Source organism: Vibrio sp. SCSIO 43097 (assembly GCF_023650755.1).
GTDB classification, from domain to species: Bacteria; Pseudomonadota; Gammaproteobacteria; order Enterobacterales; family Vibrionaceae; genus Vibrio; species Vibrio alginolyticus.
This window is the reverse complement of record NZ_CP071840.1, coordinates 263,349-286,259: the sequence shown is the minus strand read 5'-3', so window position 1 is coordinate 286,259 and position 22,911 is coordinate 263,349. Positions and strand designations below refer to the sequence as shown.

Here is a 22,911-nt window from a genome sequence, read left to right as displayed (position 1 = left end):
CTCTCAAACTTTAATTCAGCGAGGAAAGTCTCATTCTACATGCTTTTTACTCTTCAAGAAGAGAGGAATATCCCTTCTTCTTTTTACTAATGTGCTCGCAAATTTGAGGCAAGCATTACTCGTGCCGCAGAACAAAAAACACTCAGTTAAAATCCTATTATCCATGCGGTTAATGTCACGCAACACGGGTTTAACATCCCTAATGTTAATGCTTGAGGGCCAAAACCTCGATGCCGTGATAGCAGTCACATAACCTATAAATTCTATGCCCTTAAGTGCATTACCGAAGCAAAAACCCAATTACATCAATTTTTCTGCCATGTGGCTCATCTACACTAACCCTACTACTTTTGGGGAGTTCTTTTTAAGGAGCGCCTCGTAATGACAATAACAAGCGGATTTCCGCAATCACACACTGGAGGATAACTGTGCAAATTATCACCACAGATATCGCAGTCATCGGCGCAGGCGGCGCTGGTCTTCGTACTGCTATTGCAGCGGCTGAAGCAAACCCAGACTTAGAAGTCGCTCTGATTTCTAAAGTTTATCCAATGCGCTCCCACACGGTCGCTGCAGAGGGTGGCTCAGCAGCAGTTATCAAGGATGAAGATAGCTTAGACAACCACTTCAACGACACTGTTGGCGGTGGTGACTGGCTATGTGAACAGGATGTTGTTGAATACTTTGTAGAGAACGCGACTCGCGAAATGATCCAAATGGAGCAATGGGGTTGCCCATGGAGTCGTAAAGAGAACGGTGAAGTCAACGTACGCCGCTTTGGTGGTATGAAGGTTGAACGTACTTGGTTCGCTGCAGACAAAACTGGCTTCCACATGCTTCATACGCTATTCCAGACATCAATGAAGTACAGCAACATCAAACGTTTTGATGAGTACTTTGTGGTGGATCTGCTTGTTGATGAAGGTGAAGTTCAAGGTCTGATTGCTATTCACATGTCTGAAGGCGAGCTTGTTACTATCAAAGCAAAATCTGTTGTTCTAGCAACAGGTGGCGCGGGCCGTGTTTACCACTGTAACACCAACGGCGGTATCGTAACGGGCGATGGTATGGCAATGGCTTACCGTCACGGCGTTCCTCTACGTGATATGGAATTCGTTCAATACCACCCAACCGGTCTTCCAGGCACAGGTATCCTGATGACGGAAGGTTGTCGTGGTGAAGGCGGTATCATCGTTAACAAGAATGGCTACCGTTACCTACAAGATTACGGCATGGGCCCTGAAACTCCAGTTGGCCAACCGAAGAACAAATACATGGAACTGGGTCCTCGTGACAAAGTTTCTCAAGCTTTCTGGCACGAACAACAGAAAGGCAACACCATCAAACACCCACTGGGTGACGTGGTGCACCTAGACCTTCGCCACCTTGGTGAAGAGTACCTACAAGAACGTCTACCGTTCATCTGTGAGCTAGCAAAAGCTTATGTAAACGTGGACCCTGCAAAAGAGCCAATTCCAATTCGTCCAACCGTTCACTACACGATGGGTGGTATTGAAACGGACGGCGGTTGTGAAACTCGCATTAAAGGCCTATTCGCGGTGGGTGAATGTGCGTCTGTTGGTCTTCACGGTGCAAACCGTCTAGGTTCTAACTCACTGGCTGAATTCGTAGTATTTGGCCGCGTAGCTGGTGAAAACGCAGTGAAACGTGCGGCAGAATTCAAAGGCTGGAACGACGCGGCAATTGACGCGCAAGTCAAAGCCGTTGAAGAACGCATCGCAAAACTGATGAACCAAGAAGGCGACGAAAACTGGGCAGAGATCCGCACAGAAATGGGTCACACCATGGAAGCGGGCTGTGGTATCTACCGCCAAGAAGATTTGATGCAAGCGACTATCGACAAAATCACTGAGTTGAAAGAACGCTACAAACGCATCAGCATCAAAGACAAAGGTAAAGTGTTCAACACAGACCTTCTATATGCAATCGAAGTGGGTTACGGCCTAGAAGTCGCAGAAGCGATGGTTCACTCTGCGATTCTACGTAAAGAATCTCGCGGCGCGCACCAACGTCTAGACGATGGTTGTACAGAGCGTGATGACGTGAACTTCCTAAAACACTCACTTGCTTTCTACAAGCCAGAGTCAGCACCAAGTATCGATTACAGCAATGTGACCATCACTAAGTCACAACCAAAAGCTCGTCTATACGGTGAAGCAGCAGAAAAAGCAGCGGCTGAAGAGAAGAACGCAGAGGAGCAAGCATAATGTCAGCAAATCGCATTCAAAAAGTAGACATCCTGCGTTACGACCCAGAAAAAGATGCAGAACCATACAAGCAAACATTCGAAGTACCATTCGATGAAACCATGTCTGTGCTTGACGCACTTGGCTACATCAAAGATCACCTAGACAAAGATCTGTCTTACCGTTGGTCTTGCCGTATGGCGATCTGTGGTTCTTGCGGCATCATGGTGAACAACGTACCGAAACTTGCTTGTAAGAGCTTCCTACGTGACTACCCAGACGGTGTGACTATCGAGCCTCTAGCGAACTTCCCAATCGAGAAAGACTTGATTGTTGATATGACGCCATTCATCGAGCGCCTAGAAGCAATCAAACCATACATCATTGGTAACGATCGTAAACCAGAAGACGGTACGAACTTGCAAACGCCAGAACAGATGGCGAAATACAAGCAATTCGCTGGCTGTATCAACTGTGGTCTGTGCTATGCAGCATGTCCTCAGTTTGGTCTTAACCCAGAGTTCATCGGTCCTGCTGCACTAACGCTAGCCCACCGCTACAACCTAGACAGCCGTGACAACGGTAAAGATGAGCGCATGAAGCTTATCAACGGTGAAAACGGTGCTTGGGGTTGTACGTTTGTTGGTTACTGTTCTGAAGTTTGTCCGAAGAACGTTGACCCAGCAGCGGCAGTAAACCAAGGCAAAGTGGAGTCTTCTATGGACTTCGTGATTGCTATGTTGAAACCTGATGGTTCACCAAAGAAAGTGGAGGCATAAGGATGAGCAATCGTAAACCTTACGTTCGTGAAGTAAAACGCACTTGGTGGAAGAACCATCCTTTCTACCGCTTCTACATGCTACGCGAAGCTACGGTGCTTCCGTTAATCCTATTCACTCTGTTCCTAACTTTCGGTTTAGGTTGCTTGGTGAAAGGTCCTGAAGCATGGCAAGGTTGGTTGGCATTCATGGCGAACCCAATCGTAGTCGCAATCAACATCGTTGCACTACTCGGTAGCCTATTCCACGCTCAAACTTTCTTCAGCATGATGCCACAAGTAATGCCAATTCGTTTGAAAGGCAAACCAGTGGACAAGAAGATCATCGTATTGACTCAGTGGGCCGCTGTTGCGTTTATCTCACTGATCGTTCTCATCGTGGTGTAAGGAGCTGAGCAATGAAACCGAATTATAGTGTAAACACATCACCAAAACGTTCTGATGAGCCAATCTGGTGGGGTCTGTTTGGCGCAGGTGGTACTTGGTTCGCGATGATCACGCCAATCACGGTATTGGTGCTGGGCATCTTGGTCCCACTAGGCGTGATTGATGCAGAAGCGATGAGCTACGAGCGTGTCTCCGCATTCGCAACCAGCATCATCGGTGCGCTATTCATCATTGGCACGCTAGCATTGCCAATGTGGCATGCAATGCACCGTGTACACCACGGCATGCACGACCTTAAGTTCCACACTGGTGTGATTGGTAAAATTGCATGCTATGCATTTGCAGGCCTCATCACTGCACTAGCAGTTATCTTTATCTTCATGATTTAAGAGACTGACCAAAAAAGAAAAAGCTGGCTAAATGCCAGCTTTTTTATTGCTTTGGGTTACCTATGATCTTTTTGCTTTTTAAGCTTTTGACCACCCATGATCTTATTGCTGTGTGACCTTCTTTGTCTGGTCCATAAGACCCAGAGCACCAAAGCCAGTAATCACATCTAGGTTTGTTTTCAAGCCCGTTTCGTCACTTCCACCAATGTAATTTTGTGGCATCTGAACTTGGAAGTTTTGCAAATTGTTGTACAGCGAGTTCGCTACGTCTCGATTCAATTCTGCCAAGTAAACTTCACGGTTTGCTCCTAACGCCGCATACTTACCTTTAAGGACTTCAGATTCTGCGCGACCTTTCGCTAATATCGCTTTCGCTTCAAACTCAGCAGAAAGTGCGTTCGCTTTTTGAATCGCTAAGTTAGCCTCTGCGATAGCTAGCTCTTTCTCCTTCTCGACTTCAGCAAGTCGTTTGGTTTTTTCCACTTCAACGATTTCACGCTCTGCAATCTGACGTGCAACTTCCACTTCTTTTTGCTGAGCAATAATTGCGAGTTCTTTACCACGCTGAGCGTCTTGCACCTCACGTGTTCGTTGAATCTCTTTGCGTAACTGCTCGGTCTCTGCCTGTGCTTTCGACGTTTCTTGTTCCTGAATCGCGCGAATACGATCCGCCACTAAACGCTTTTTATCTGCCAATAGCTGATCTAATTGCTTTTCTGGCTGCGGGTCACCAATGGTCACCTGCGTCACTTGAATACCGTATTGTTGTAACGGATTGTCTTGACGAATCGGTTGCCCGGTTTTGTCTACGACAGGTACGGTTTTCCAAACCAGTTGATTGGTGCGCTGTAATTGGTTCGGATTAGCTTGATTCGCCCCAACAGGCGCAAGATCCAACTCTTCCACTTCAACCTGACGTCGCTCTGTTAGATAAATCCCCTCTCGTAACTGATCGCCAAGTTTCGATTTGAACTGGTTCAAACCACCTTGGAAAAACTCTTCACCCGTGTATTGGGTTGCGGTAATCACCGTTACGTTACGTGCGTTCTTTACAAGCAGCGCATCGATCAAGTTACTGTTGTTGCGGAACTCTTTATGCATCTTCTTCACCGCTTCAGGGTCATTACTGAGCTTAAAGCGGAATGTTACGGGGATCTGACCAATATAGGTGTCGGCAAATCGAACCTGAATCGCATCAAGACGTTGATAAAAATCTTCGCCCTTGCTGTTACCGAATGACACGGTGATCACTTGGTCATACTTGGTGATTTTGGACAGAAATGGCATGCGAAAATGAATGCCAGGTTCAGTAAACACATCCAACTCACCAGTAATATTATTCTGATGCACGTAGCTGTAACCCGCATCGGTCATCAGCACCGAGCTATTAATCGTTAAGCCTATTGCCAACAGCGGTACGCCAAATACGGCTGCTTTTAATCCTTTATGTAGTAACTGACGTCTTTCTTCCACCTTTAAACCCCTTCCTAAACCTCTGCTTTCCATTTTGTTCTCCTTTTTGGATTGTTACTGAGTTAAATCGATAAAAATCAGATTGCTATGCAACTCAGCGACAAGTACTAATGTATCAAAATGTTACATTAAGGAATAATCGACAGATTCATGGAATAAATAAGATTTTTACGAATAATACAAAATCATCAAAAATTTGCGGAGGATATCGATGTTTTACGCAGAGGGATTAAAAGAGAAGAATCACAGGCAATAAAAAAGGCCGCCGAAGCGACCTTTCTAACAATCATATAAAGTGCTTACTTCACACGACCTACGTATTCAGCAGTACGAGTATCTACGCGAATCACTTCACCAATTGAGATGAACAGAGGAACACGAACAACAGCGCCAGTTGATAGCGTCGCTGGTTTACCGCCAGTACCTTGAGTATCACCTTTCAGGCCTGGGTCTGTGTCTACAACTTCTAGCTCAACGAAGTTTGGTGGAGTAACAGTAATTGGGTTACCGTTCCAAAGAGTGATCATACAAGTGTTGTTTTCTACCAACCACTTAGCGTTTTCACCTACCGCTTTTGCATCCGCTGCGATCTGTTCAAACGTTTCACTGTTCATAAAGTGGTAGAATTCGCCGTCTGAATATAGATAATCTAGGTCGATATCCATTACGTCTGCCACTTCACAAGTGTCACCAGACTTGAATGTTTTCTCTAGCACTTTACCAGAAAGAAGTTTACGAATTTTAACACGGTTGAACGCTTGGCCTTTACCTGGTTTAACGTATTCGTTTTCCAGAATTACACAAGGCTCGTTATCAAGCATTAACTTAAGACCGCCTTTAAATTCATTGGTGCTAACTGTAGCCATTTTTTCCTCTTACATTCTTAGAGCTAAATTCAATGCCGCACATAATAACCCGAAAAGTCGAATCTGTTGAGCAAAACTGGCTCAAACAGTTGGCGAATGGGATCTCTGATCCTGCAAAATTGCTCGAAATACTGGAAATTGATCCTTCACCGTGGCAAGACGGGTTTGCCGCGCGCAAGCTGTTTGCACAGCGTGTACCGCAAAGTTTTGTCGATAGGATGGAGAAAGGCAACCCTAAAGACCCTCTTTTACGTCAGGTTTTACCACTGAGCGACGAATTTGAGGTGCATCCGGGTTACTCCAATGATCCATTGGAAGAGCAGGACAATGAAGTCCCTGGCCTGCTACACAAGTATCGCAACCGCGCCCTGATGATTGTCAAAGGTGGCTGCGCGGTAAATTGCCGTTACTGTTTTCGTCGTCACTTCCCTTATCAAGAGAACAAAAGCGGGAAACAAGCCTGGACCAAGTGCTTAGAGTACATGGCACAACAACCAGAGTTGAACGAAGTCATCTTCTCAGGTGGTGATCCATTAATGGCAAAAGACGATGAGATTCATTGGCTTTTAGAGCACATTGCTCACATTCCTCACATCAAACGTCTGCGTATTCATAGCCGTTTACCTGTGGTGATTCCTGCTCGAGTCACTGATGAACTATGCCAACTTCTGCAAGCATCAAGGTTACAAATCATCCTCGTCACTCACATCAACCATGCCAACGAAATCAATGACGAATTTGCTGAACAGATGTTCAAGCTCAAAAGAGCGGGCGTTACGCTTCTAAACCAAGGCGTTCTGCTGAAAGGCGTGAATGATTCGGTAGAAGCTCAAGTGGCGTTAAGTGAGGCCTTATTTGACGCGGGTATCTTGCCTTATTACCTCCACGTTCTTGATAAGGTGCAAGGCGCAGCGCACTACTTTATTTCGGACGAAGAAGCGAAAGCTATTATGCGCGGACTCATCACGCGTGTATCGGGTTATCTGGTACCAAAACTCACACGAGAAATTGGTGGTAGGCCAAGTAAAACGCCGTTGGATTTGCATTTAGAATAAGCTCTGACGCTCAATTAAATTTGTCGTCTAGATTGATTATTTTTGTTCGCTTTGCACGGTAAGTCTATGCATACTCCGCACTTTTGGAGGTCAAGATGCATACAGCATTCGAACAAATTTTCGATCTTGGCCCATTCAGTTGGCCTGCCCTACTATGCTGCGCCATTAATGGGCTCATGATCGGTATAGAGCGCCAAACTCATGGTAAACCGGTTGGCATTCGCACAGCAATATTAATTATTTCAGGCACCTACCTGTTTATGTCGATGGCAGTGTCGTTATCGCCAAATACACTTGATCAAGCACGAGTGCTTGGTCAAATCATTACTGGCGTCGGCTTCTTAGGCGCTGGCGTTATGATGACACTTGATGGAAAAATCCATGGCGTAACATCCGCGGCTGTAATATGGGTGCTAGCAGGTTTAGGTTTGATGATAGGTTTGGGTTATTTAACGCAGTCGGTGGTTATTACTCTCCTGACATTAACCGTGTTGTTAGGTGTGGATAAAGCAGAAAACCACATCAAAGCATTACGCCGCGGTGTTCATCAAAGAATTCAACAACGCAAAACTTCATCACGATTAATTAAATAGTTAACGCTCCGAGAAACTCGCTTCATCTCATCAGCAATTAAAGAGCCCTCGACGAACATCGAGGGCTTTCTGTATATAAAGATTCTGACTTTCTCAGGGATTACTTAGCAAAGTTGATGAGTGGGAAACACTTGAAGAAACCGTTATCCGCACAGTTCAGAAGACCAATTTGCACACCATCGATTTGATCGGTCATGTTGAAGAAACCAAACTGGAAATTAGACTTCTTAGAGATACTCGCTAAGCCCACATCCGCCATGGTGTAGCCTTCAGAATAGTTCACCGCGCTCCAGTTCAAGCCTTTTACGTTGTTCGTAATGTTAACAGCACCCAAGTTAACACCCGTCGTCTGACCTTGGTTCCAGTTAACTAAGCCTAAAGACGCGCCTTTCATTTCTTGATTTACTTTTGCTGCGCCAAAAAACAGACCGAAGTTCACACCTGTCGTACGATCCGTTTCTGACATACCAAGCAGTGAAAAGTCGACACCTTTAACCTCATTTACCTGCCCATGCAACACAGCTAAACGAACGCCACCTACTGAAGAATTAGAGGGTGCGTTTGTGTTATCGATAGTAGAGAACATCACAGGTGTACTGTCGGCAAAAGCAACAGGTGATGCGATAGCGGCTGCAACCGCCAATGACGTCATAAGCTTTTTCATTTTCATCTCCATGATGGGAAGCAACAATTTACAACATAGTGTAATGTTCAGATTTTGCTCTGTCCCCGTTCAAAAAGTGTTAGCAATAGGTCAGATTTAACCATCTGACTCAAAAGAAAAAATATTTCTCTTCGATTTTTTGCTTCTGAAATGGCGCTTTTTACGCTCAGAAATCTCATGATAAGCCACTCCAGAACGTCATGTTTCTCAGGTGACACGCATAAAAAAAGTCGAGGCATCTGCCTCGACTTTTAAAGGTTTGGTCGGTTATCTTTCCGCTATAAGGGCTCCCTTAGAGCGATGAGATAAGCTGGCTTACATCATGCCGCCCATACCGCCCATGCCACCCATGCCGCCCATGTCAGGCATCGCTGGCGCGTCTTTTTGCGGTAGGTCAGTAACCATCGCTTCAGTTGTGATCATCAGACCTGCAACCGATGCTGCGAATTGTAGTGCAGAACGAGTAACTTTAGTTGGATCTAGGATACCCATTTCTAGCATGTCGCCGTATTCGCCTGTTGCCGCGTTGTAGCCGTAGCTACCTTCACCCGCTTTCACGTTGTTCGCAACAACTGAGTCTTCCTCACCTGCGTTCTTCGTGATTTGACGGATTGGCGCTTCCATTGCACGTAGTGCAACGCGGATACCAACGTTTTGTTCTTCGTTGTCACCCGTTAGGTGAGCAATCTTAGATGCCGCGCGGATAAGTGCAACACCACCACCAGCAACAACACCTTCTTCAACCGCTGCGCGAGTTGCGGCTAGCGCATCTTCTACACGGTCTTTCTTCTCTTTCATTTCAACTTCAGTCGCAGCACCAACTTTGATTACTGCAACACCGCCAGCCAGTTTAGCAACGCGCTCTTGTAGTTTCTCTTTGTCGTAGTCTGAAGTTGCGTCTTCGATTTGTTGACGAATCTGAGCAACACGGCCAGAAATCATCTCTTCTTCACCGATACCATCGATGATAGTCGTGTTTTCTTTCGTGATAGAAACACGCTTCGCTTGACCTAGGTCTTCTAGTGCAACTTTTTCTAGCTCTAGACCGATCTCTTCAGAAATCACAGTACCGCCAGTTAGGATAGCGATGTCTTGTAGCATTGCTTTACGGCGGTCACCGAAGCCAGGTGCTTTTACAGCTGCAACTTTTACGATGCCACGCATGTTGTTCACAACCAATGTTGCTAGCGCTTCGCCTTCTACATCTTCTGCAATGATAAGCAGTGGACGAGATGCTTTCGCAACAGCTTCTAGCGTTGGAAGAAGCTCACGAATGTTTGAGATCTTCTTATCAACAAGAAGAATGAATGGGTTTTCTAGATCAACACTGCCTGATTCTTGGTTGTTGATGAAGTAAGGAGACAGGTAACCGCGGTCGAACTGCATACCTTCTACTACGTCTAACTCGTCTTGTAGCGCCTGACCTTCTTCAACCGTGATAACGCCATCACGACCCACACGCTCCATTGCTTCTGCAATGATATTACCTACGCTTGCGTCTGAGTTTGCAGAGATAGTACCAACCTGCGCGATCGCTTTTGTGTCGTTACATTCAACAGAAAGCTCTTTTAGTTGCTCAACTGCCGCTGCAACAGCTTTGTCGATACCGCGCTTAAGATCCATTGGGTTCATGCCCGCTGCGACTGCTTTTAGACCTTCGTTAACGATAGATTGCGCTAGTACCGTTGCTGTTGTTGTACCGTCACCCGCTGCGTCGTTTGCTTTAGACGCAACTTCTTTAACCATTTGTGCGCCCATGTTCTGGAATTTATCTTCCAGCTCGATTTCACGCGCTACTGATACACCATCTTTAGTGATAGTTGGTGCACCAAAAGATTTGTCTAGAACGACATTACGTCCTTTAGGACCCAGTGTTACTTTTACTGCGTCAGCCAGAACGTTTACACCTTCCAGCATTTTAACTCGTGCGTCATTACCAAATTTAACGTCTTTAGCAGCCATCTTTGATTTCCTTTCTAAAATTCTTTGTGTGTAATTTCGTAATTGAATCTGAGCAAAAAATTACTCAATGATTGCTATTATTCAACGATCGCCATGATGTCGTTTTCAGACATGACAAGCACTTCTTTACCGTCGATTTTTTCAGTTTTTGTACCGTAACCTTCAGCGAAGATAACGGTATCACCGACTTTAACGTCTAGTGGCAGTACGGTGCCGTTTTCTAGGATGCGGCCTTTACCCACAGCTAGAACAACACCGCGAGTCGATTTTTCTGCAGCAGAACCAGTCAGAACGATGCCACCAGCAGACTTAGATTCAACTTCTTTACGTTCAACGATAACTCGGTCATGTAATGGACGAATGTTCATCGGTCGTCTCTCCTGAAAATTTCCATGTTTATTTGATAATTGTCCTTAGGGACTGTAGCCCCAGACACGTGATCCCTATATAAGGGGTCGAAGCAGCGATCCCAAGGGGGTGGCACAAAATTTTTGTGACTTAGTTAAAATAACGAACAACTAGGCAACGGTTTGCGTTAGAAATGCTCACTCGCTCGGCATCTCGCTTTCTTGTATCCTTGCATTTTGCTCACCAGATAGTTGTCACACATGCAGGAAAATAACAAGCTGGAACCCCAAGCGACCGATAAGCATGGTTTGTTGACCGCACCCATTCCTGAAACGCTGCGGAAAATGACCGTACCCATGACCATGGGCATGATCGCAATTTTGATGTTTAACTTGGTGGACACGTTTTTCATCTCGTTGCTTGGCACTCAAGCGCTAGCAGCTATCAGCTATACCTTCCCTGTCACCTTTGCGGTTAACTGCATTACGATGGGGATTGGGATGGGACTATCGACCAATATTGGTCGCTTGCTTGGGCAAGGTCATGCACCACAAGCTGCACGGTTCACCACCCACGGTTTGTTATTAGCCGTGTTACTTGTGGCTATCGCGTCTTCTATTGGCTTTACCACCATTTCGCCATTGTTTCGTTTTCTTGGTGCGTCTGATGATCTCATCCCTCTTATTGAGCAGTATATGCAGGTCTGGTATCTCACCATTCCTCTGCTAGTGATCCCAATGGCGGGCAACAGTGCTATCCGAGCTACTGGCGACACAAAAACACCAGCAAAAGTAATGATGTTGGCTGGTTTGATTAATGGCATGCTCGATCCATTGTTGATTTTCGGTTATGGCCCTTTTCCGGAACTTGGCATTCAAGGCGCAGCCATAGCAAGTGCCTTTAGCTGGTTAGGTGCTTTGTGTGGCTCATTCTATGTGCTAATTAAACGGGAAAAATTGCTTGCTCAACCCCAATGGGCTTTGCTGAAACAAGACTGGCAACAGACACTAAAAATTGGTACCCCTGCAGCGCTATCAAACGCGATGAATCCGTTGTCCGGTGCCATTCTGATGATGCTGTTATCCAACCACGGTACAGCGGCGGTTGCTGCTTACGGCGCAGCGCAGCGTATTGAGTCTATATTGATTTTAGTATTGATGTCGCTGACCTCTGCCCTCACACCGTTTATGGCACAAAATTTAGGAGCCAAACAACCGCAACGAGCCTTTTCCGGTTTATTTATTAGCATGCGTTTTGCAGTGGTATTCCAAGGGTTTATCTTCTTGATGATGGTGCCACTGAGCATTCCTCTGGCTGCGCTGTTTTCTCAGGAAGATGCGGTGAAAAACCTGCTTTGGCATTATTTACTGGTGGTGCCATTTAGTTATGGCTTCCAAGGCATAGTGATGATGTTAGTCAGTGGTTTGAATGCGATGCACAAGCCATTGCGTGCATTCCAGTGGAGCTTTATGCGGCTGTTCATTTTTACCTTGCCATCGGCGTGGATCGGGAGCCAAATCTACAGTATTGAAGGCTTGTTTATCGGTATCGCGGTTGGGAATACGTTGGGTGGGCTACTGGGCTACTTGTTTGCGCTGCGCGAGCGAAAATTAACGCTCATAGAGCAGAGCAGCGTGTCTTAACACTCGTCTATCGCTAGTTTCTTTTTGTTGATTCTCAAATACAAAAAAACCGCGGAAAGCCGCGGTTTTGTTTATCTATTTCAAACTTGCTTAGAACAACTCTTCAGCAACTTTGTATAGATCGTTGCGTACTGGACGCTTCATGTTCTCGATTGCATCGATGATATCGTGGTGAACAAGTTGCTCTTTCACGATACCTACACAACGACCACCATGACCTTCGATCAATAGGTGAACAGCGTAGTTACCCATACGAGATGCTAGTACGCGGTCAAATGCAGTTGGACGACCACCACGTTGGATGTGACCAAGTACTGTTGCACGAGTTTCACGACCTGTCGCGGCTTCGATGTCACGTGCTAGTTCATTAGCATCCATCATTAGCTCAGTAAGCGCGATGATCGCGTGTTTCTTACCTTTAGCGATACCATCTTGGATGTTGCTGATCAGCTTGTCTTTGTCTAGACCAGTTTCCGGAGTGATGATGTATTCACAACCGCCCGCAATTGCAGACATCAGAGTCAAATCACCACAGTGACGGCCCATGATTTCTACAATTGAAATGCGTTGGTGAGATGAAGAAGTATCACGTAAACGGTCGATTGCATCGATAACGGTGTTTAGTGCACTTAGGTAGCCCACAGTGTAATCCGTACCTGCGATATCGTTGTCGATTGTGCCCGGAAGACCGATACATGGGTAACCCATTTCAGTCAGTTTCTTCGCACCCATGTACGAACCATCACCACCGATTACCACTAGTGCATCGATACCATGTTTTTTCAGGTTCTCAATCGCTTTTTCACGAACTTCCACTTGTTTAAATTCAGGGAAACGTGCAGAACCTAGGAACGTACCACCTTTGTTGATCACATCTGAAACGCTAGAACGATCTAGCTTCTCGATGCGGCCTTCGTATAGGCCTAGGTAGCCGTCGTACACACCGAATACTTCCAATCCTTCGGATAGTGCTGTACGTACTACGCCGCGTATCGCAGCGTTCATACCAGGTGCGTCACCGCCACTTGTTAAAACACCGATCTTCTTAATCATGCTCACCCTCGATCTTTGGCAATCAATTATTTAATTTTCTTTTAGGCCCCTTGTTACCAAGCAACCTGCATAATCCAGAACTGTGCGTTATGTTACATTTCCTCTACAGGATTACCAATGAAAACGCACTTTTTTATGTAACTTTTCTACTTATGTAAGAGTATTACAGTTTCTCTATGAAACTTTGTTGATTCATATCAGGATCACGAATCTTAATAAGTATTGATGGAAAGATAGTCAATAAGTACCTTTTTGTCGTCGGGCACTGATGGATTTTTCAAGCCTACCAATCTTGCGCTTTCTGCTCTTTCTCAGGTCCGAAAACGACAGACAATGGATCTTGATGGATCAATACGTCCGCATCAGGAAACAGAGCCAATAAATTATCTTCCACTTTATCAGCGATGTAATGCGCCTCAATTAATCGTAAGTTATCGTCTAGCTCTAAATGCAACTGTATAAAGCGCGTCGGTCCGGACATTCGCGTGCGTAACTGATGCACGCCCAATACCCCTTTTACGCTCAAACAAGCTTGGTTAATTTGCTCAAGTTCTTCATCGGGCAACTTTCTATCAAGTAAGGTTTGAATCGCTTCGCTGACCATTTTGAAAGCGCTATAAAGAATGAAGACACCAATACCAATCGCAAACACAGCATCCGCTTGAGTCACTCCAAAATAACTGAGCCCCAGAGCAACCATGATCGCAGCATTCATATACAAGTCAGTCTGATAATGCAGAGAATCCGCCGCTATTGCTTGGCTCCCCGTCACGCGAACCACATGTTTTTGGAACATCACCAAGCCAAGTGTGACCACAATCGCAAACAGCGATACATACACACCTAACTCCGGTGCGTGTAAAGCATGCGGGCGGAAAAATCGGTCAATCCCGTTAAGAATCAAAAATACTGCCGAGCCCGAAATAAACATTGCTTGGGCTAGGGCCGCTAAGGACTCAGCTTTACCATGTCCAAACGCATGTTCGCGGTCTGCCGGTTGTAAGGCGTAACGAACCACCACAAGATTCACAACCGAAGCCGCGATATCTAACATGGAGTCAATCAATGACGCCAATAAGCTCACTGAGCCGGTTACCCACCACGTGATGACTTTTACTATCAGAAGAAGCGTCGCCACAATGGTTGCAGTCCAAGCGGCGGTCGTAACTAAACGTGCGTATTGCTGTTTCATAATCAAAGAGTTAACTAAAACCATACGTTGAGTATATTGAATGACCATGAAATAACCAGATCAAAAAGAGGCAACCAATGGCTGCCTCTTTATATAACATCAATTCATGACTTAATTATTGCGCGACTTTTCCATGCGCTTGTGCATTCTGTCGCCACACTCTTGCATACGTTCATTTTGTAGCTCAACAAATTTCGCTTTCTGCTCAGGTGTTAATACGCTAAGCATTTGGTGCTTTCTTTCTAGCATTTGCACGCGACGTTCCGTTTGGCGCTCAACCATCTCTTTTGCTAATTCGCTAGCTTGAGCTTCATCAAAGTTATCCGCCAGCAAAAGCGATTGTACTTTTGCGTGATGCGCTTGACGCTCAGCCATACGTGCTTCTTTGCCATCAGCGAATTTTGCTTTCATTTCTGCTTTGTTTGCTTCACGCATTTCTTTTAGCTGATCTTTTTGTGCATCAGTCAGGTCTAGTTGACGCATGACACCTCGGTCCATACCCATGCCGCATTCGTCACGAGGGCCTTTATGATGGTTTTTACCACCGTAAGCGAATGCGCTTGCGGCGCCAAGAGTAAGAGGTAGAACAACAGCAGCTAACACAAGTTTTTTTGCAGACTTCATAATACGATTCCTTACACAGGTGAGTGGTTCTTCTGAGCTGTTCTCACAGCGCTTGAGTATAGAATACGACCCGCTAGGTAAAGCGACGTATAGGGAGCGTAAAGAATCGTAAAGAGTGATTTTTCTCCTCTTCGTTGCGCATCATTCCAATGTAATATTAGGCTATCGGTAACTTACTATAGGTGCCCCCATGGCAAACATTCTTTTAATCGATGACGATATCGAGCTAACTAGCTTATTAAAAGAAGTACTCAGTTTCGAAGGGTTTGACGTCAGCGAAGCAAATGACGGTGAAGCCGGCTTAGCCGCGATCAATGATAAGATTGATTTGATTTTGTTGGATGTCATGATGCCAAAACTCAATGGCATGGAAACGCTGAAACGCTTACGTGAAAATTGGGAAACTCCCGTCTTGATGCTGACCGCTAAAGGGGAAGAAATTGATCGCGTGATCGGCTTGGAACTGGGCGCGGATGATTATTTACCAAAACCTTTTAGTGACCGAGAGCTGCTAGCGCGAATCCGCGCGATTTTACGCCGCACTAGCAGCACACAAAAAAATACCAAAAACAGCGATTGCATTGAGTATCAAGAAATCCGCCTCTATCCCGGTAAGCAAGAAGCGTATTGTGAGCAACAGTTACTCGATCTCACAGCAACCGAGTTTGCGCTACTCACCCACTTCGTACAAAACCCAGGACAAGTGCTGACCAAAGAGACACTGAGCTTAGATGTGCTTGGTAAACGACTCGCTGCTTTTGATCGCGCTATCGATATGCATGTCTCGAACTTACGTAAAAAATTACCAGATCAAAGCAATGGCAAGCCGCGAATTAAAACCCTGCGTGGTCGTGGCTACATGCTGCTTGAGGAGGATTAATGCACCTATCACGCATCAAACTGCCAAACATCAATAGCCTGTATGGACGCATCTTTGCCATTTTTTGGTTCACCATGTTATTAGTATTGATAGCCGTGCTATCACTGCCACATTTGGACCCACGCAAAGCTCGCGATATTCCAGAAGAACACTACAAACGTATGGTAGAAACGCGTGACTCAATCCAACAAAAATACAGCCAGCAAACTGATTTAGGCCGCATACTTTTTCGTATCGAGGGCAACCGCCACGGCAAGCACGACCCTCGCCCACGAGTCTTTTTTTCTGACTACAGCGGTAATGTTCTTACGACAGAAAAACGCAGCAATTTTCAATTGCGTGCCATGCAAAACTTTGTCACCAGTATCGAAGATTACAATAATCCAAAGCAGAAGCTGTATGGTCGATACATGATTGCGGGCCCAATTCCTATCACTTTGGCAGGTTCCGATATCTTGATGTACGTGGGCTTCAAGTGGAATGAGCCACCACCTCTACTCCTGCGTCTGTTTGATCACCCATTCCAGCTCTTGCTTGCGGTCATGCTGGTTAGTACACCATTGCTGTTATGGCTTGCTTGGGCTTTGAGTCAGCCTGCACGTCGTCTTGAAGCCGCTGCTCAACGTGTGGCGAAAGGTGAATTTGTCACAGACCCAAATTTAGAAAAAGGTACGGCGGAATTTCGTCAAGCAGGCAGCAGCTTCAACCAGATGGTCGAAGCGGTTAATCAAATGATTTCAGGACAACAACGTTTGCTATCCGATATCTCTCACGAGCTGCGCTCACCTTTAACTCGTCTGCGCATGGCAAGCGCATTAGCGACGCGTAAACAAGGCGAAAGCCCAGAACTGACTCGTATCGATACCGAAGCGCAGCGCTTGGAACAGATGATCAGCGAACTATTAGAGCTTTCTCGCATGCAGGCGAACAGTCATATGACTCGCGAAACACAGCCACTAGAAAGTTTATGGGAAGAAATCATTAAAGATGCGCAGTTTGAAGCAGAGCAAATGGGCAAACAGCTACACTATTCAGAATTACCTAAGCGCAATATTTCCGGTAACCCTAAACTGCTGATGAGTGCGGTGGAAAATATCGTTCGTAACGCCATTTACTACGGAAAAGATGAGGTACAAATCGACATCAAAGCCGATGACGATACGCTTCGTATCACGGTTGACGATAATGGAGAAGGTGTACCAGAAGAGGAACTGGCCGCGATTTTTCGCCCGTTCTATCGCGTTTCCACGGCACGCGATCGCCACTCTGGCGGCACAGGTCTCGGCCTAACCATTACCGAAAGTGCCATTCGCCAGCACAGTGGCACGATCGCAGCCAGCCGAAGTCCTTTAGGCGGATTGCGTATGAGTATCACCTTACCGATCAATTGTTAGTCTCAATTTGATGAACTAACAATAATTCGCACCATATTTCTAGAGTGAGTGATTCACAGCCCCACCCTCACTTTAGAAATTGGTGAGGCTTCTTAGAATACCCTTACAAAGATCAAAGTTGATAATAATTATCGTTAGCATTAAAGTAAATTTTCCAATTAAGGAGGATTTACTATGTCACATACATTTCCCGCTCTGCCTTACCCGTACGATTCACTAGAGCCGTACATCGACGCGAAAACCATGGAAGTGCATTACAGCAAACACCACAAGACGTACTTTGATAAGTTTGTAAATGCCGTTGAAGGGAGCGAGCTCGAAACTCAGTCATTAGACGAGATCTTTGACAATATCTCTAAGCTCAGTCCAGCAGTACGTAATAATGGTGGCGGCTATTACAACCACATCATTTATTGGAATTGCATGTCACCAAACGGTGGCGGAGAGCCTCAAGGCGCGCTTGCTCAAGCAATTAACGATAAATTTGGTAGCTTTGCGCAATTTAAAGAGGCGTTTGCCCAAGCTGCCATCAATACCTTTGGGTCTGGCTTTGCATGGCTGATCGTAAAAGATGGTGAGATTCACATTACGTCCACCAGTAATCAAGACAACCCTCTGATGGATGTAGTGGATGTGCGCGGTGAACCAATCCTCGCATTAGACGTGTGGGAGCACGCGTATTACATCAGCTACCAAAACCGTCGCCCAGAATATATTGATGCGTGGTGGAACGTCGTCAACTGGCGAGCAGTTGAAGAAAACTATGCTCACGCTCTCTTATAAAGAGCATCGCTACTTACGGTATTAACATCCGCGCTAATGCCTGCTTTCATACCCAGGTCAATCTTGCTGAATCTCGCATATTTCGGTGACTTGGGTATATACTGCCCCTCTCTTTGACCAACTCTATTTCAATACCATGTTTGATATCGCTTTATACGAACCAGAAATCGCGCCGAACACCGGCAACATCATTCGACTATGCGCCAACTGCGGTGCAAACCTTCACTTAATTGAACCTCTGGGTTTCGATCTTGAAGAGAAAAAAGTCCGCCGCGCTGGTTTGGATTACCATGATTTAGCTCGCGTAACGCGTCATAAAAACTATCAAGCGTTCTTAGAATATTTAGAGAAAGAGAAGCAAGGTAACTACCGATTGTTTGCCTGCACCACCAAAACCACAGGTCACCACGTTGATGCACAATACCAAACGGGTGATGTTTTGATGTTTGGTCCAGAAACTCGTGGTTTGCCTGCTGAAATCATCGATAGCTTGCCAATGGAGCAGCGTATTCGCATTCCAATGATGCCAGATGCGCGCAGCCTAAACCTTTCGAATGCCGTTGCGATCATTGCTTTTGAAGCATGGCGTCAAATGGGCTTTGAAGGCGCATTGTAAGCAGCACGAATTCCAAATACAGAAAAGGGCGCTTGGTGCACCCTTTTATTTTCTTTACTGTCTAACTCAATCAGTTGAGCTTGTTGCGATCATCATCGTCTTTACGCTCGTATTCCCCTTCGAAGGTATTGCCATTATCTGACTGGGAATCAAATGGGTCACGACGGAACGGGTCTTGCTCAAATGGCCCCTGGTTAGAGAAACCACCTTGGAAGCCACCGCCATGCATGGTTTTCACCACCATTTTGCTCATCAAGTATTTAGCTATCGCGGCGCGTGGCGCAGGAAGCAACACCAACATACCAAGGGCATCGGTCATAAAGCCCGGGGTTAACAGTAGCACGCCAGCCACCGCTAGCATTACGCCTTCAAAAATTTGCTGGGCTGAAATTTCACCTTGTTCAAGACGCCCCTGTACTGACATCAGTGTTTGTATACCTTGGCTACGAACCAACGATGCACCAACAAATGCCGTGATTAAGACTAGTGCAATGGTCGGCCATAAACCTAAAAAGCCGCCCACCTGAATAAATAAGCCGATTTCAATGATCGGAACAAAAATAAACGCTAATAATAAGATAGGAAACACACGCCCTCCTTTGTTTAATTCAGTGTAATGGTAAAAGCAGACTAAGCTCAAACGAATCGTTGTAAAAAAGCGTGTTCATACTGGTCTCCTTCTCTTTTAGACAAAGTAGCGGGAGCGCGTTTCATTCAATTGCATACCGATTTTTTCGTGCTTTTAAAGTGCTAATTTCGAACTCTAAAAACTCATGTTTGTCGAGGAAAATCGAGTACCCATAAAGGGTTATTAATAACCCGTTCATACTTTGCAAATTATTGACTCATGAAAAACGAAAAAGGTGATCTAGTTACTATTTTTATGCGCTAGGTGCAGTATCATGTGCCACATAAGTCAGGACGGATTTTCCAGCCAAAAATTCTGATGAATGGATTCTAGATTGCAGAAATGGCTAATAAATAACTTTATTATCAGAATTATCATCTAAGGATCCTGCTATGGCTACCCTATCTGATGCTCCAAAAACAGCAAACCCAGCCACTCGTATTGAAGAAGATCTATTAGGTCAACGTCATGTCCCTGCAGATGCGTACTACGGTATTCATACGCTACGTGCGATCGAGAACTTCAACATCTCCAATATGACCATCTCTGACGTACCAGAATTTGTACGCGGCATGGTAATGACCAAAAAAGCAGCAGCGTTAGCAAACAAAGAACTTGGCGCTATTCCAAAAGACGTTGCAAACTACATCATCGAAGCGTGTGATTTGATCCTAGAAACTGGCAAGTGTATGGATCAGTTCCCATCAGACGTATTCCAAGGCGGTGCAGGCACTTCAGTTAACATGAACACGAACGAAGTGATCGCAAACGTCGCGCTTGAGTTGATGGGTAAAGAGAAAGGCCAATACGAATTTGTTAACCCAAATGACCATGTAAACAAGAGCCAATCAACCAACTGTGCGTACCCAACAGGTTTCCGTATTGCGGTATACAACAGCGTACACAAGCTAATGGAAGCAATTGAGTACCTAAAAGGCGCATTCGAACTTAAAGCCGTTGAGTTTAAAGATGTACTGAAAATGGGCCGTACTCAGCTTCAAGACGCGGTACCAATGACAGTTGGTCAAGAGTTCCATGCGTGGGCGGTAACACTAAACGAAGAGATTCGTGCTCTAGATTACACATCTAAACTCCTCCTAGAAATCAACCTAGGCGCAACCGCAATCGGTACTGGTCTAAATACACCAACTGGCTACCAAGCGCTTGCAGTAAAACACCTAGCGGAAGTAACAGGCCTTGATGTTGTTGCAGCAGAAGACCTGATCGAAGCAACGTCTGACTGTGGCGCATACGTAATGACTCACGGCGCGCTAAAACGCCTAGCAGTGAAACTATCGAAGATCTGTAACGACCTTCGTCTACTTTCTTCTGGTCCTCGTGCGGGTCTAAATGAATTGAACCTACCTGAAATGCAAGCAGGCTCTTCAATCATGCCAGCTAAAGTAAACCCAGTTATCCCAGAAGTAGTAAACCAAGTTTGCTTCAAAGTTCTCGGTAACGACAACACGGTTTCTTTCGCAGCAGAAGGCGGTCAGCTACAGCTAAACGTAATGGAACCTGTGATCGCACAAAGTGTGTTTGAGTCTATCTCTCTACTACACAATGCGTGTGTGAACCTACGCGATAAATGTATCGACGGCATCACTGTGAACAAAGAAGTTTGCGAAAACTACGTTTACAACTCTATCGGTATCGTCACTTACCTAAACCCATACATCGGCCACCACGAAGGTGACATCGTAGGTAAGATTTGTGCAGAAACTGGCAAGAGTGTTCGTGAAGTCGTGCTAGAGCGCGGTCTGCTTACAGCAGAGGAGCTTGATGAAATCTTGTCAGTAGAAAACTTCATGCATCCTACTTACAAAGCAAAACGTTACGAGTAATAACGAATCCGAAGGGGGCCACTCAGGCCCCTTTTTTAGGCTCTCATACGGTTAACCACATTTTTTATATGCTTTTATTGCCGCTAAGCCACTAGGTTCTCATTCTCTGAGCATTTACTCCTGTTCCTGAGTGTTCAAAAAATCAGAATCAAATAAAAAACTAAAGAGGTATCAATATGGTCATGGTCGAACTCTTCGTGGTTCTGCTCTTCATCTATTTGGGGGCAAGAATCGGTGGTATCGGCATTGGTTTTGCCGGTGGTGCTGGGGTCATTGCGTTGTCTTTGATCTTGGGCGTACCAACAAGCCAAGCTTACATTCCCGTTGACGTAATTTTGATCATCATGTCTGTAATCACCGCTATCGCAGCAATGCAAGTAGCTGGTGGTTTAGACTGGATGGTGCAAGTTGCTGAAAACTTTTTGCGCAAGCATCCTGAGCGCATCACCTTTTATGCGCCTATCGTAACTTACCTAATGACATTAATGGCGGGTACTGGCCACACGGCATTCTCTACTTTGCCAGTGATTGCAGAAGTAGCGAAAGGCCAAGGCGTGCGCCCTTCTCGTCCACTGTCTATCGCGGTCGTGGCATCGCAAATCGCTATCACCGCATCACCAATCTCAGCGGCTGTTGTAGCGTTCGCGGCAATGCTGCACCCATTTGGCGTTGACTACCTAACACTACTAGCAATCTGTATCCCAACGACGTTCATCGCGTGCATGATCGGTGCGTTCGTGGCGAACTTCATGGGCTGTGAGCTAAAAGACGATGCTGAATACCAAGAGCGTCTAGAAAAAGGCTTAATCAAGCTAAATACAGAAGCAAAACGCGAAATCCTACCAACAGCGAAGAAAGCGACATTCATCTTCCTAGGCGCAATCGCATTTGTCGTGTGTTACGCAGCAGCAATTTCTGGCTCTGTTGGCCTTATCGAGAACCCTGCTCTAGGTCGTAACGAAGCTATCATGACGGTAATGCTAGCAGCTGCGGCAGCTATCGTAATGAGCTGTAAAATCGATGCTGGCAAAATCCCAGCCGCAGCAACATTCCGCTCTGGTATGACAGCGTGTGTGTGTGTTCTTGGTGTGGCATGGCTAGGTTCTACGTTCGTTAACGCGCACGTTGACGGCATCAAAGAAGTTGCGGGTGCGCTACTAGCAGACTACCCATGGATGCTAGCACTCGTTCTATTCTTCGCTTCAATGCTGCTTTACTCTCAAGGTGCAACCACGGTTGCGCTAATGCCAGCAGCACTTGCTATCGGTGTGGCACCACTTACCGCAGTTGCATCTTTCGCAGCAGTAAGTGCGCTATTCGTACTGCCAACTTACCCAACGCTACTTGCCGCGGTTGAGATGGACGACACGGGTTCAACTCGTATCGGTAAGTACGTATTCAACCACCCATTCTTTGTACCTGGTGTGGTAACCATCGCTTCTGCGGTAGCACTTGGCTTCGCATTCGGTGGTCTACTGATCTAGTAGAAACAGAGTCTTACTCGGGGAGCTTCGGCTCCCTTTTTTATTGCC

General features: G+C 45.8%; 22 protein-coding genes. 13 read left to right on the top strand and 9 right to left on the bottom strand.

The features are described 5' to 3' along the window. Positions 1–428 precede the first annotated feature (428 nt). Genes frdA through frdD form a run of 4 tightly spaced genes read left to right on the top strand, consistent with a single transcriptional unit; the run spans position 429 to position 3,761 of the window. Positions 429–2,228 (top strand): fumarate reductase (quinol) flavoprotein subunit, encoded by a 1,800-nt coding sequence (gene frdA, locus J4N40_RS01350; protein ID WP_005381487.1) that lies wholly within the window; start codon positions 429–431, stop codon positions 2,226–2,228. Continuing rightward, complete coding sequence (locus tag J4N40_RS01345; RefSeq protein WP_005381489.1) at positions 2,228–2,986, top strand: succinate dehydrogenase/fumarate reductase iron-sulfur subunit; 759 nt, start codon at positions 2,228–2,230, stop codon at positions 2,984–2,986. Before frdA ends, J4N40_RS01345 begins: the two co-directional genes overlap by 1 nt. Positions 2,987–2,988: 2 nt before the next feature. Further along, a complete protein-coding gene (gene frdC / locus J4N40_RS01340) occupies positions 2,989–3,372 on the top strand; it encodes a fumarate reductase subunit FrdC (RefSeq protein WP_005381491.1) in 384 nt (127 codons plus the stop codon). A gap of 11 nt (positions 3,373–3,383) precedes the next feature. Next, the gene (gene frdD / locus J4N40_RS01335) at positions 3,384–3,761 is read left to right on the top strand and encodes a fumarate reductase subunit FrdD (RefSeq protein ID WP_005381493.1); all 378 of its coding nucleotides are present in this window, start codon (positions 3,384–3,386) and stop codon (positions 3,759–3,761) included. Between the two features lie 102 nt (positions 3,762–3,863). On the opposite strand, the gene J4N40_RS01330 is transcribed toward frdD, so the two are convergent. Continuing rightward, positions 3,864–5,267, bottom strand: coding sequence for an SPFH domain-containing protein (locus J4N40_RS01330; RefSeq protein ID WP_005381498.1), 1,404 nt, complete (start codon positions 5,265–5,267; stop codon positions 3,864–3,866). 266 nt (positions 5,268–5,533) lie between these two features. Beyond that, entirely contained in the window at positions 5,534–6,100 is a 567-nt protein-coding gene (gene efp / locus J4N40_RS01325; RefSeq protein ID WP_005381500.1) for an elongation factor P, read from the bottom strand. Positions 6,101–6,132: 32 nt separating this feature from the next. On the opposite strand from efp, the gene epmB reads away from it, so the two are divergent. Both epmB and J4N40_RS01315 read left to right on the top strand, forming a co-directional pair. Then, on the top strand, positions 6,133–7,155 hold the full coding sequence (epmB, locus tag J4N40_RS01320; protein WP_005381502.1) for an EF-P beta-lysylation protein EpmB: 1,023 nt from the start codon (positions 6,133–6,135) through the stop codon (positions 7,153–7,155). Between the two features lie 95 nt (positions 7,156–7,250). Next, entirely contained in the window at positions 7,251–7,748 is a 498-nt protein-coding gene (locus J4N40_RS01315; protein WP_250654339.1) for an MgtC/SapB family protein, read from the top strand. Positions 7,749–7,848: 100 nt separating this feature from the next. Here the strand turns inward: J4N40_RS01315 and J4N40_RS01310 are convergent, their stop codons facing one another. The 3 genes from J4N40_RS01310 to J4N40_RS01300 form a co-directional block, all read right to left on the bottom strand. Continuing rightward, positions 7,849–8,412, bottom strand: coding sequence for a VC2662 family protein (locus J4N40_RS01310; protein WP_005381507.1), 564 nt, complete (start codon positions 8,410–8,412; stop codon positions 7,849–7,851). A 315-nt stretch (positions 8,413–8,727) separates the two neighbouring features. Further along, positions 8,728–10,374 (bottom strand): chaperonin GroEL, encoded by a 1,647-nt coding sequence (gene groL, locus J4N40_RS01305; RefSeq protein ID WP_005381509.1) that lies wholly within the window; start codon positions 10,372–10,374, stop codon positions 8,728–8,730. 77 nt (positions 10,375–10,451) lie between these two features. Further along, a complete protein-coding gene (locus tag J4N40_RS01300) occupies positions 10,452–10,742 on the bottom strand; it encodes a co-chaperone GroES (RefSeq protein WP_005381516.1) in 291 nt (96 codons plus the stop codon). A 240-nt stretch (positions 10,743–10,982) separates the two neighbouring features. Here J4N40_RS01300 and J4N40_RS01295 point away from each other — a divergent pair, with 240 nt between their 5' ends. Continuing rightward, on the top strand, positions 10,983–12,365 hold the full coding sequence (locus tag J4N40_RS01295) for an MATE family efflux transporter (protein ID WP_115386349.1): 1,383 nt from the start codon (positions 10,983–10,985) through the stop codon (positions 12,363–12,365). A 90-nt stretch (positions 12,366–12,455) separates the two neighbouring features. Here the strand turns inward: J4N40_RS01295 and pfkA are convergent, their stop codons facing one another. The 3 genes from pfkA to J4N40_RS01280 all read right to left on the bottom strand — a co-directional run bounded on the left by pfkA (position 12,456) and on the right by J4N40_RS01280 (position 15,234). Beyond that, a complete protein-coding gene (gene pfkA / locus J4N40_RS01290; protein WP_005381521.1) occupies positions 12,456–13,418 on the bottom strand; it encodes a 6-phosphofructokinase in 963 nt (320 codons plus the stop codon). A 283-nt stretch (positions 13,419–13,701) separates the two neighbouring features. Next, positions 13,702–14,610 (bottom strand): CDF family cation-efflux transporter FieF, encoded by a 909-nt coding sequence (gene fieF, locus J4N40_RS01285; RefSeq protein ID WP_053350704.1) that lies wholly within the window; start codon positions 14,608–14,610, stop codon positions 13,702–13,704. A gap of 111 nt (positions 14,611–14,721) precedes the next feature. Then, the gene (locus J4N40_RS01280) at positions 14,722–15,234 is read right to left on the bottom strand and encodes a CpxP family protein (RefSeq protein WP_005386388.1); all 513 of its coding nucleotides are present in this window, start codon (positions 15,232–15,234) and stop codon (positions 14,722–14,724) included. Positions 15,235–15,424: 190 nt separating this feature from the next. Here J4N40_RS01280 and J4N40_RS01275 point away from each other — a divergent pair, with 190 nt between their 5' ends. The 4 genes from J4N40_RS01275 (at position 15,425) to trmL (ending at position 18,907) form a co-directional block, all read left to right on the top strand. Beyond that, positions 15,425–16,114, top strand: a complete 690-nt coding sequence (locus J4N40_RS01275) for a response regulator (RefSeq protein ID WP_005382384.1) — start codon at positions 15,425–15,427, stop codon at positions 16,112–16,114. Beyond that, complete coding sequence (gene cpxA / locus J4N40_RS01270; RefSeq protein WP_054579327.1) at positions 16,114–17,508, top strand: envelope stress sensor histidine kinase CpxA; 1,395 nt, start codon at positions 16,114–16,116, stop codon at positions 17,506–17,508. The genes J4N40_RS01275 and cpxA overlap by 1 nt, the downstream gene beginning before the upstream one ends. A gap of 174 nt (positions 17,509–17,682) precedes the next feature. Further along, positions 17,683–18,291 carry a superoxide dismutase gene (locus tag J4N40_RS01265; RefSeq protein ID WP_005382382.1) on the top strand — a complete coding sequence of 203 codons (609 nt, stop codon included), beginning with the start codon at positions 17,683–17,685 and terminating at the stop codon, positions 18,289–18,291. Positions 18,292–18,427: 136 nt separating this feature from the next. Further along, positions 18,428–18,907, top strand: coding sequence for a tRNA (uridine(34)/cytosine(34)/5-carboxymethylaminomethyluridine(34)-2'-O)-methyltransferase TrmL (trmL, locus tag J4N40_RS01260; RefSeq protein ID WP_025768811.1), 480 nt, complete (start codon positions 18,428–18,430; stop codon positions 18,905–18,907). A 70-nt stretch (positions 18,908–18,977) separates the two neighbouring features. Here trmL and J4N40_RS01255 read toward each other — a convergent pair whose 3' ends face one another. Next, positions 18,978–19,496: an FxsA family protein gene (locus J4N40_RS01255; RefSeq protein WP_250654338.1), complete on the bottom strand. Its 519-nt coding sequence runs from the start codon at positions 19,494–19,496 to the stop codon at positions 18,978–18,980. A 431-nt stretch (positions 19,497–19,927) separates the two neighbouring features. Between J4N40_RS01255 and aspA the strand changes: the two genes are divergently transcribed. After that, on the top strand, positions 19,928–21,379 hold the full coding sequence (gene aspA, locus J4N40_RS01250) for an aspartate ammonia-lyase (RefSeq protein ID WP_005382379.1): 1,452 nt from the start codon (positions 19,928–19,930) through the stop codon (positions 21,377–21,379). A gap of 176 nt (positions 21,380–21,555) precedes the next feature. Further along, on the top strand, positions 21,556–22,863 hold the full coding sequence (locus J4N40_RS01245) for an anaerobic C4-dicarboxylate transporter (RefSeq protein ID WP_005382378.1): 1,308 nt from the start codon (positions 21,556–21,558) through the stop codon (positions 22,861–22,863). Positions 22,864–22,911: the final 48 nt, after the last annotated feature.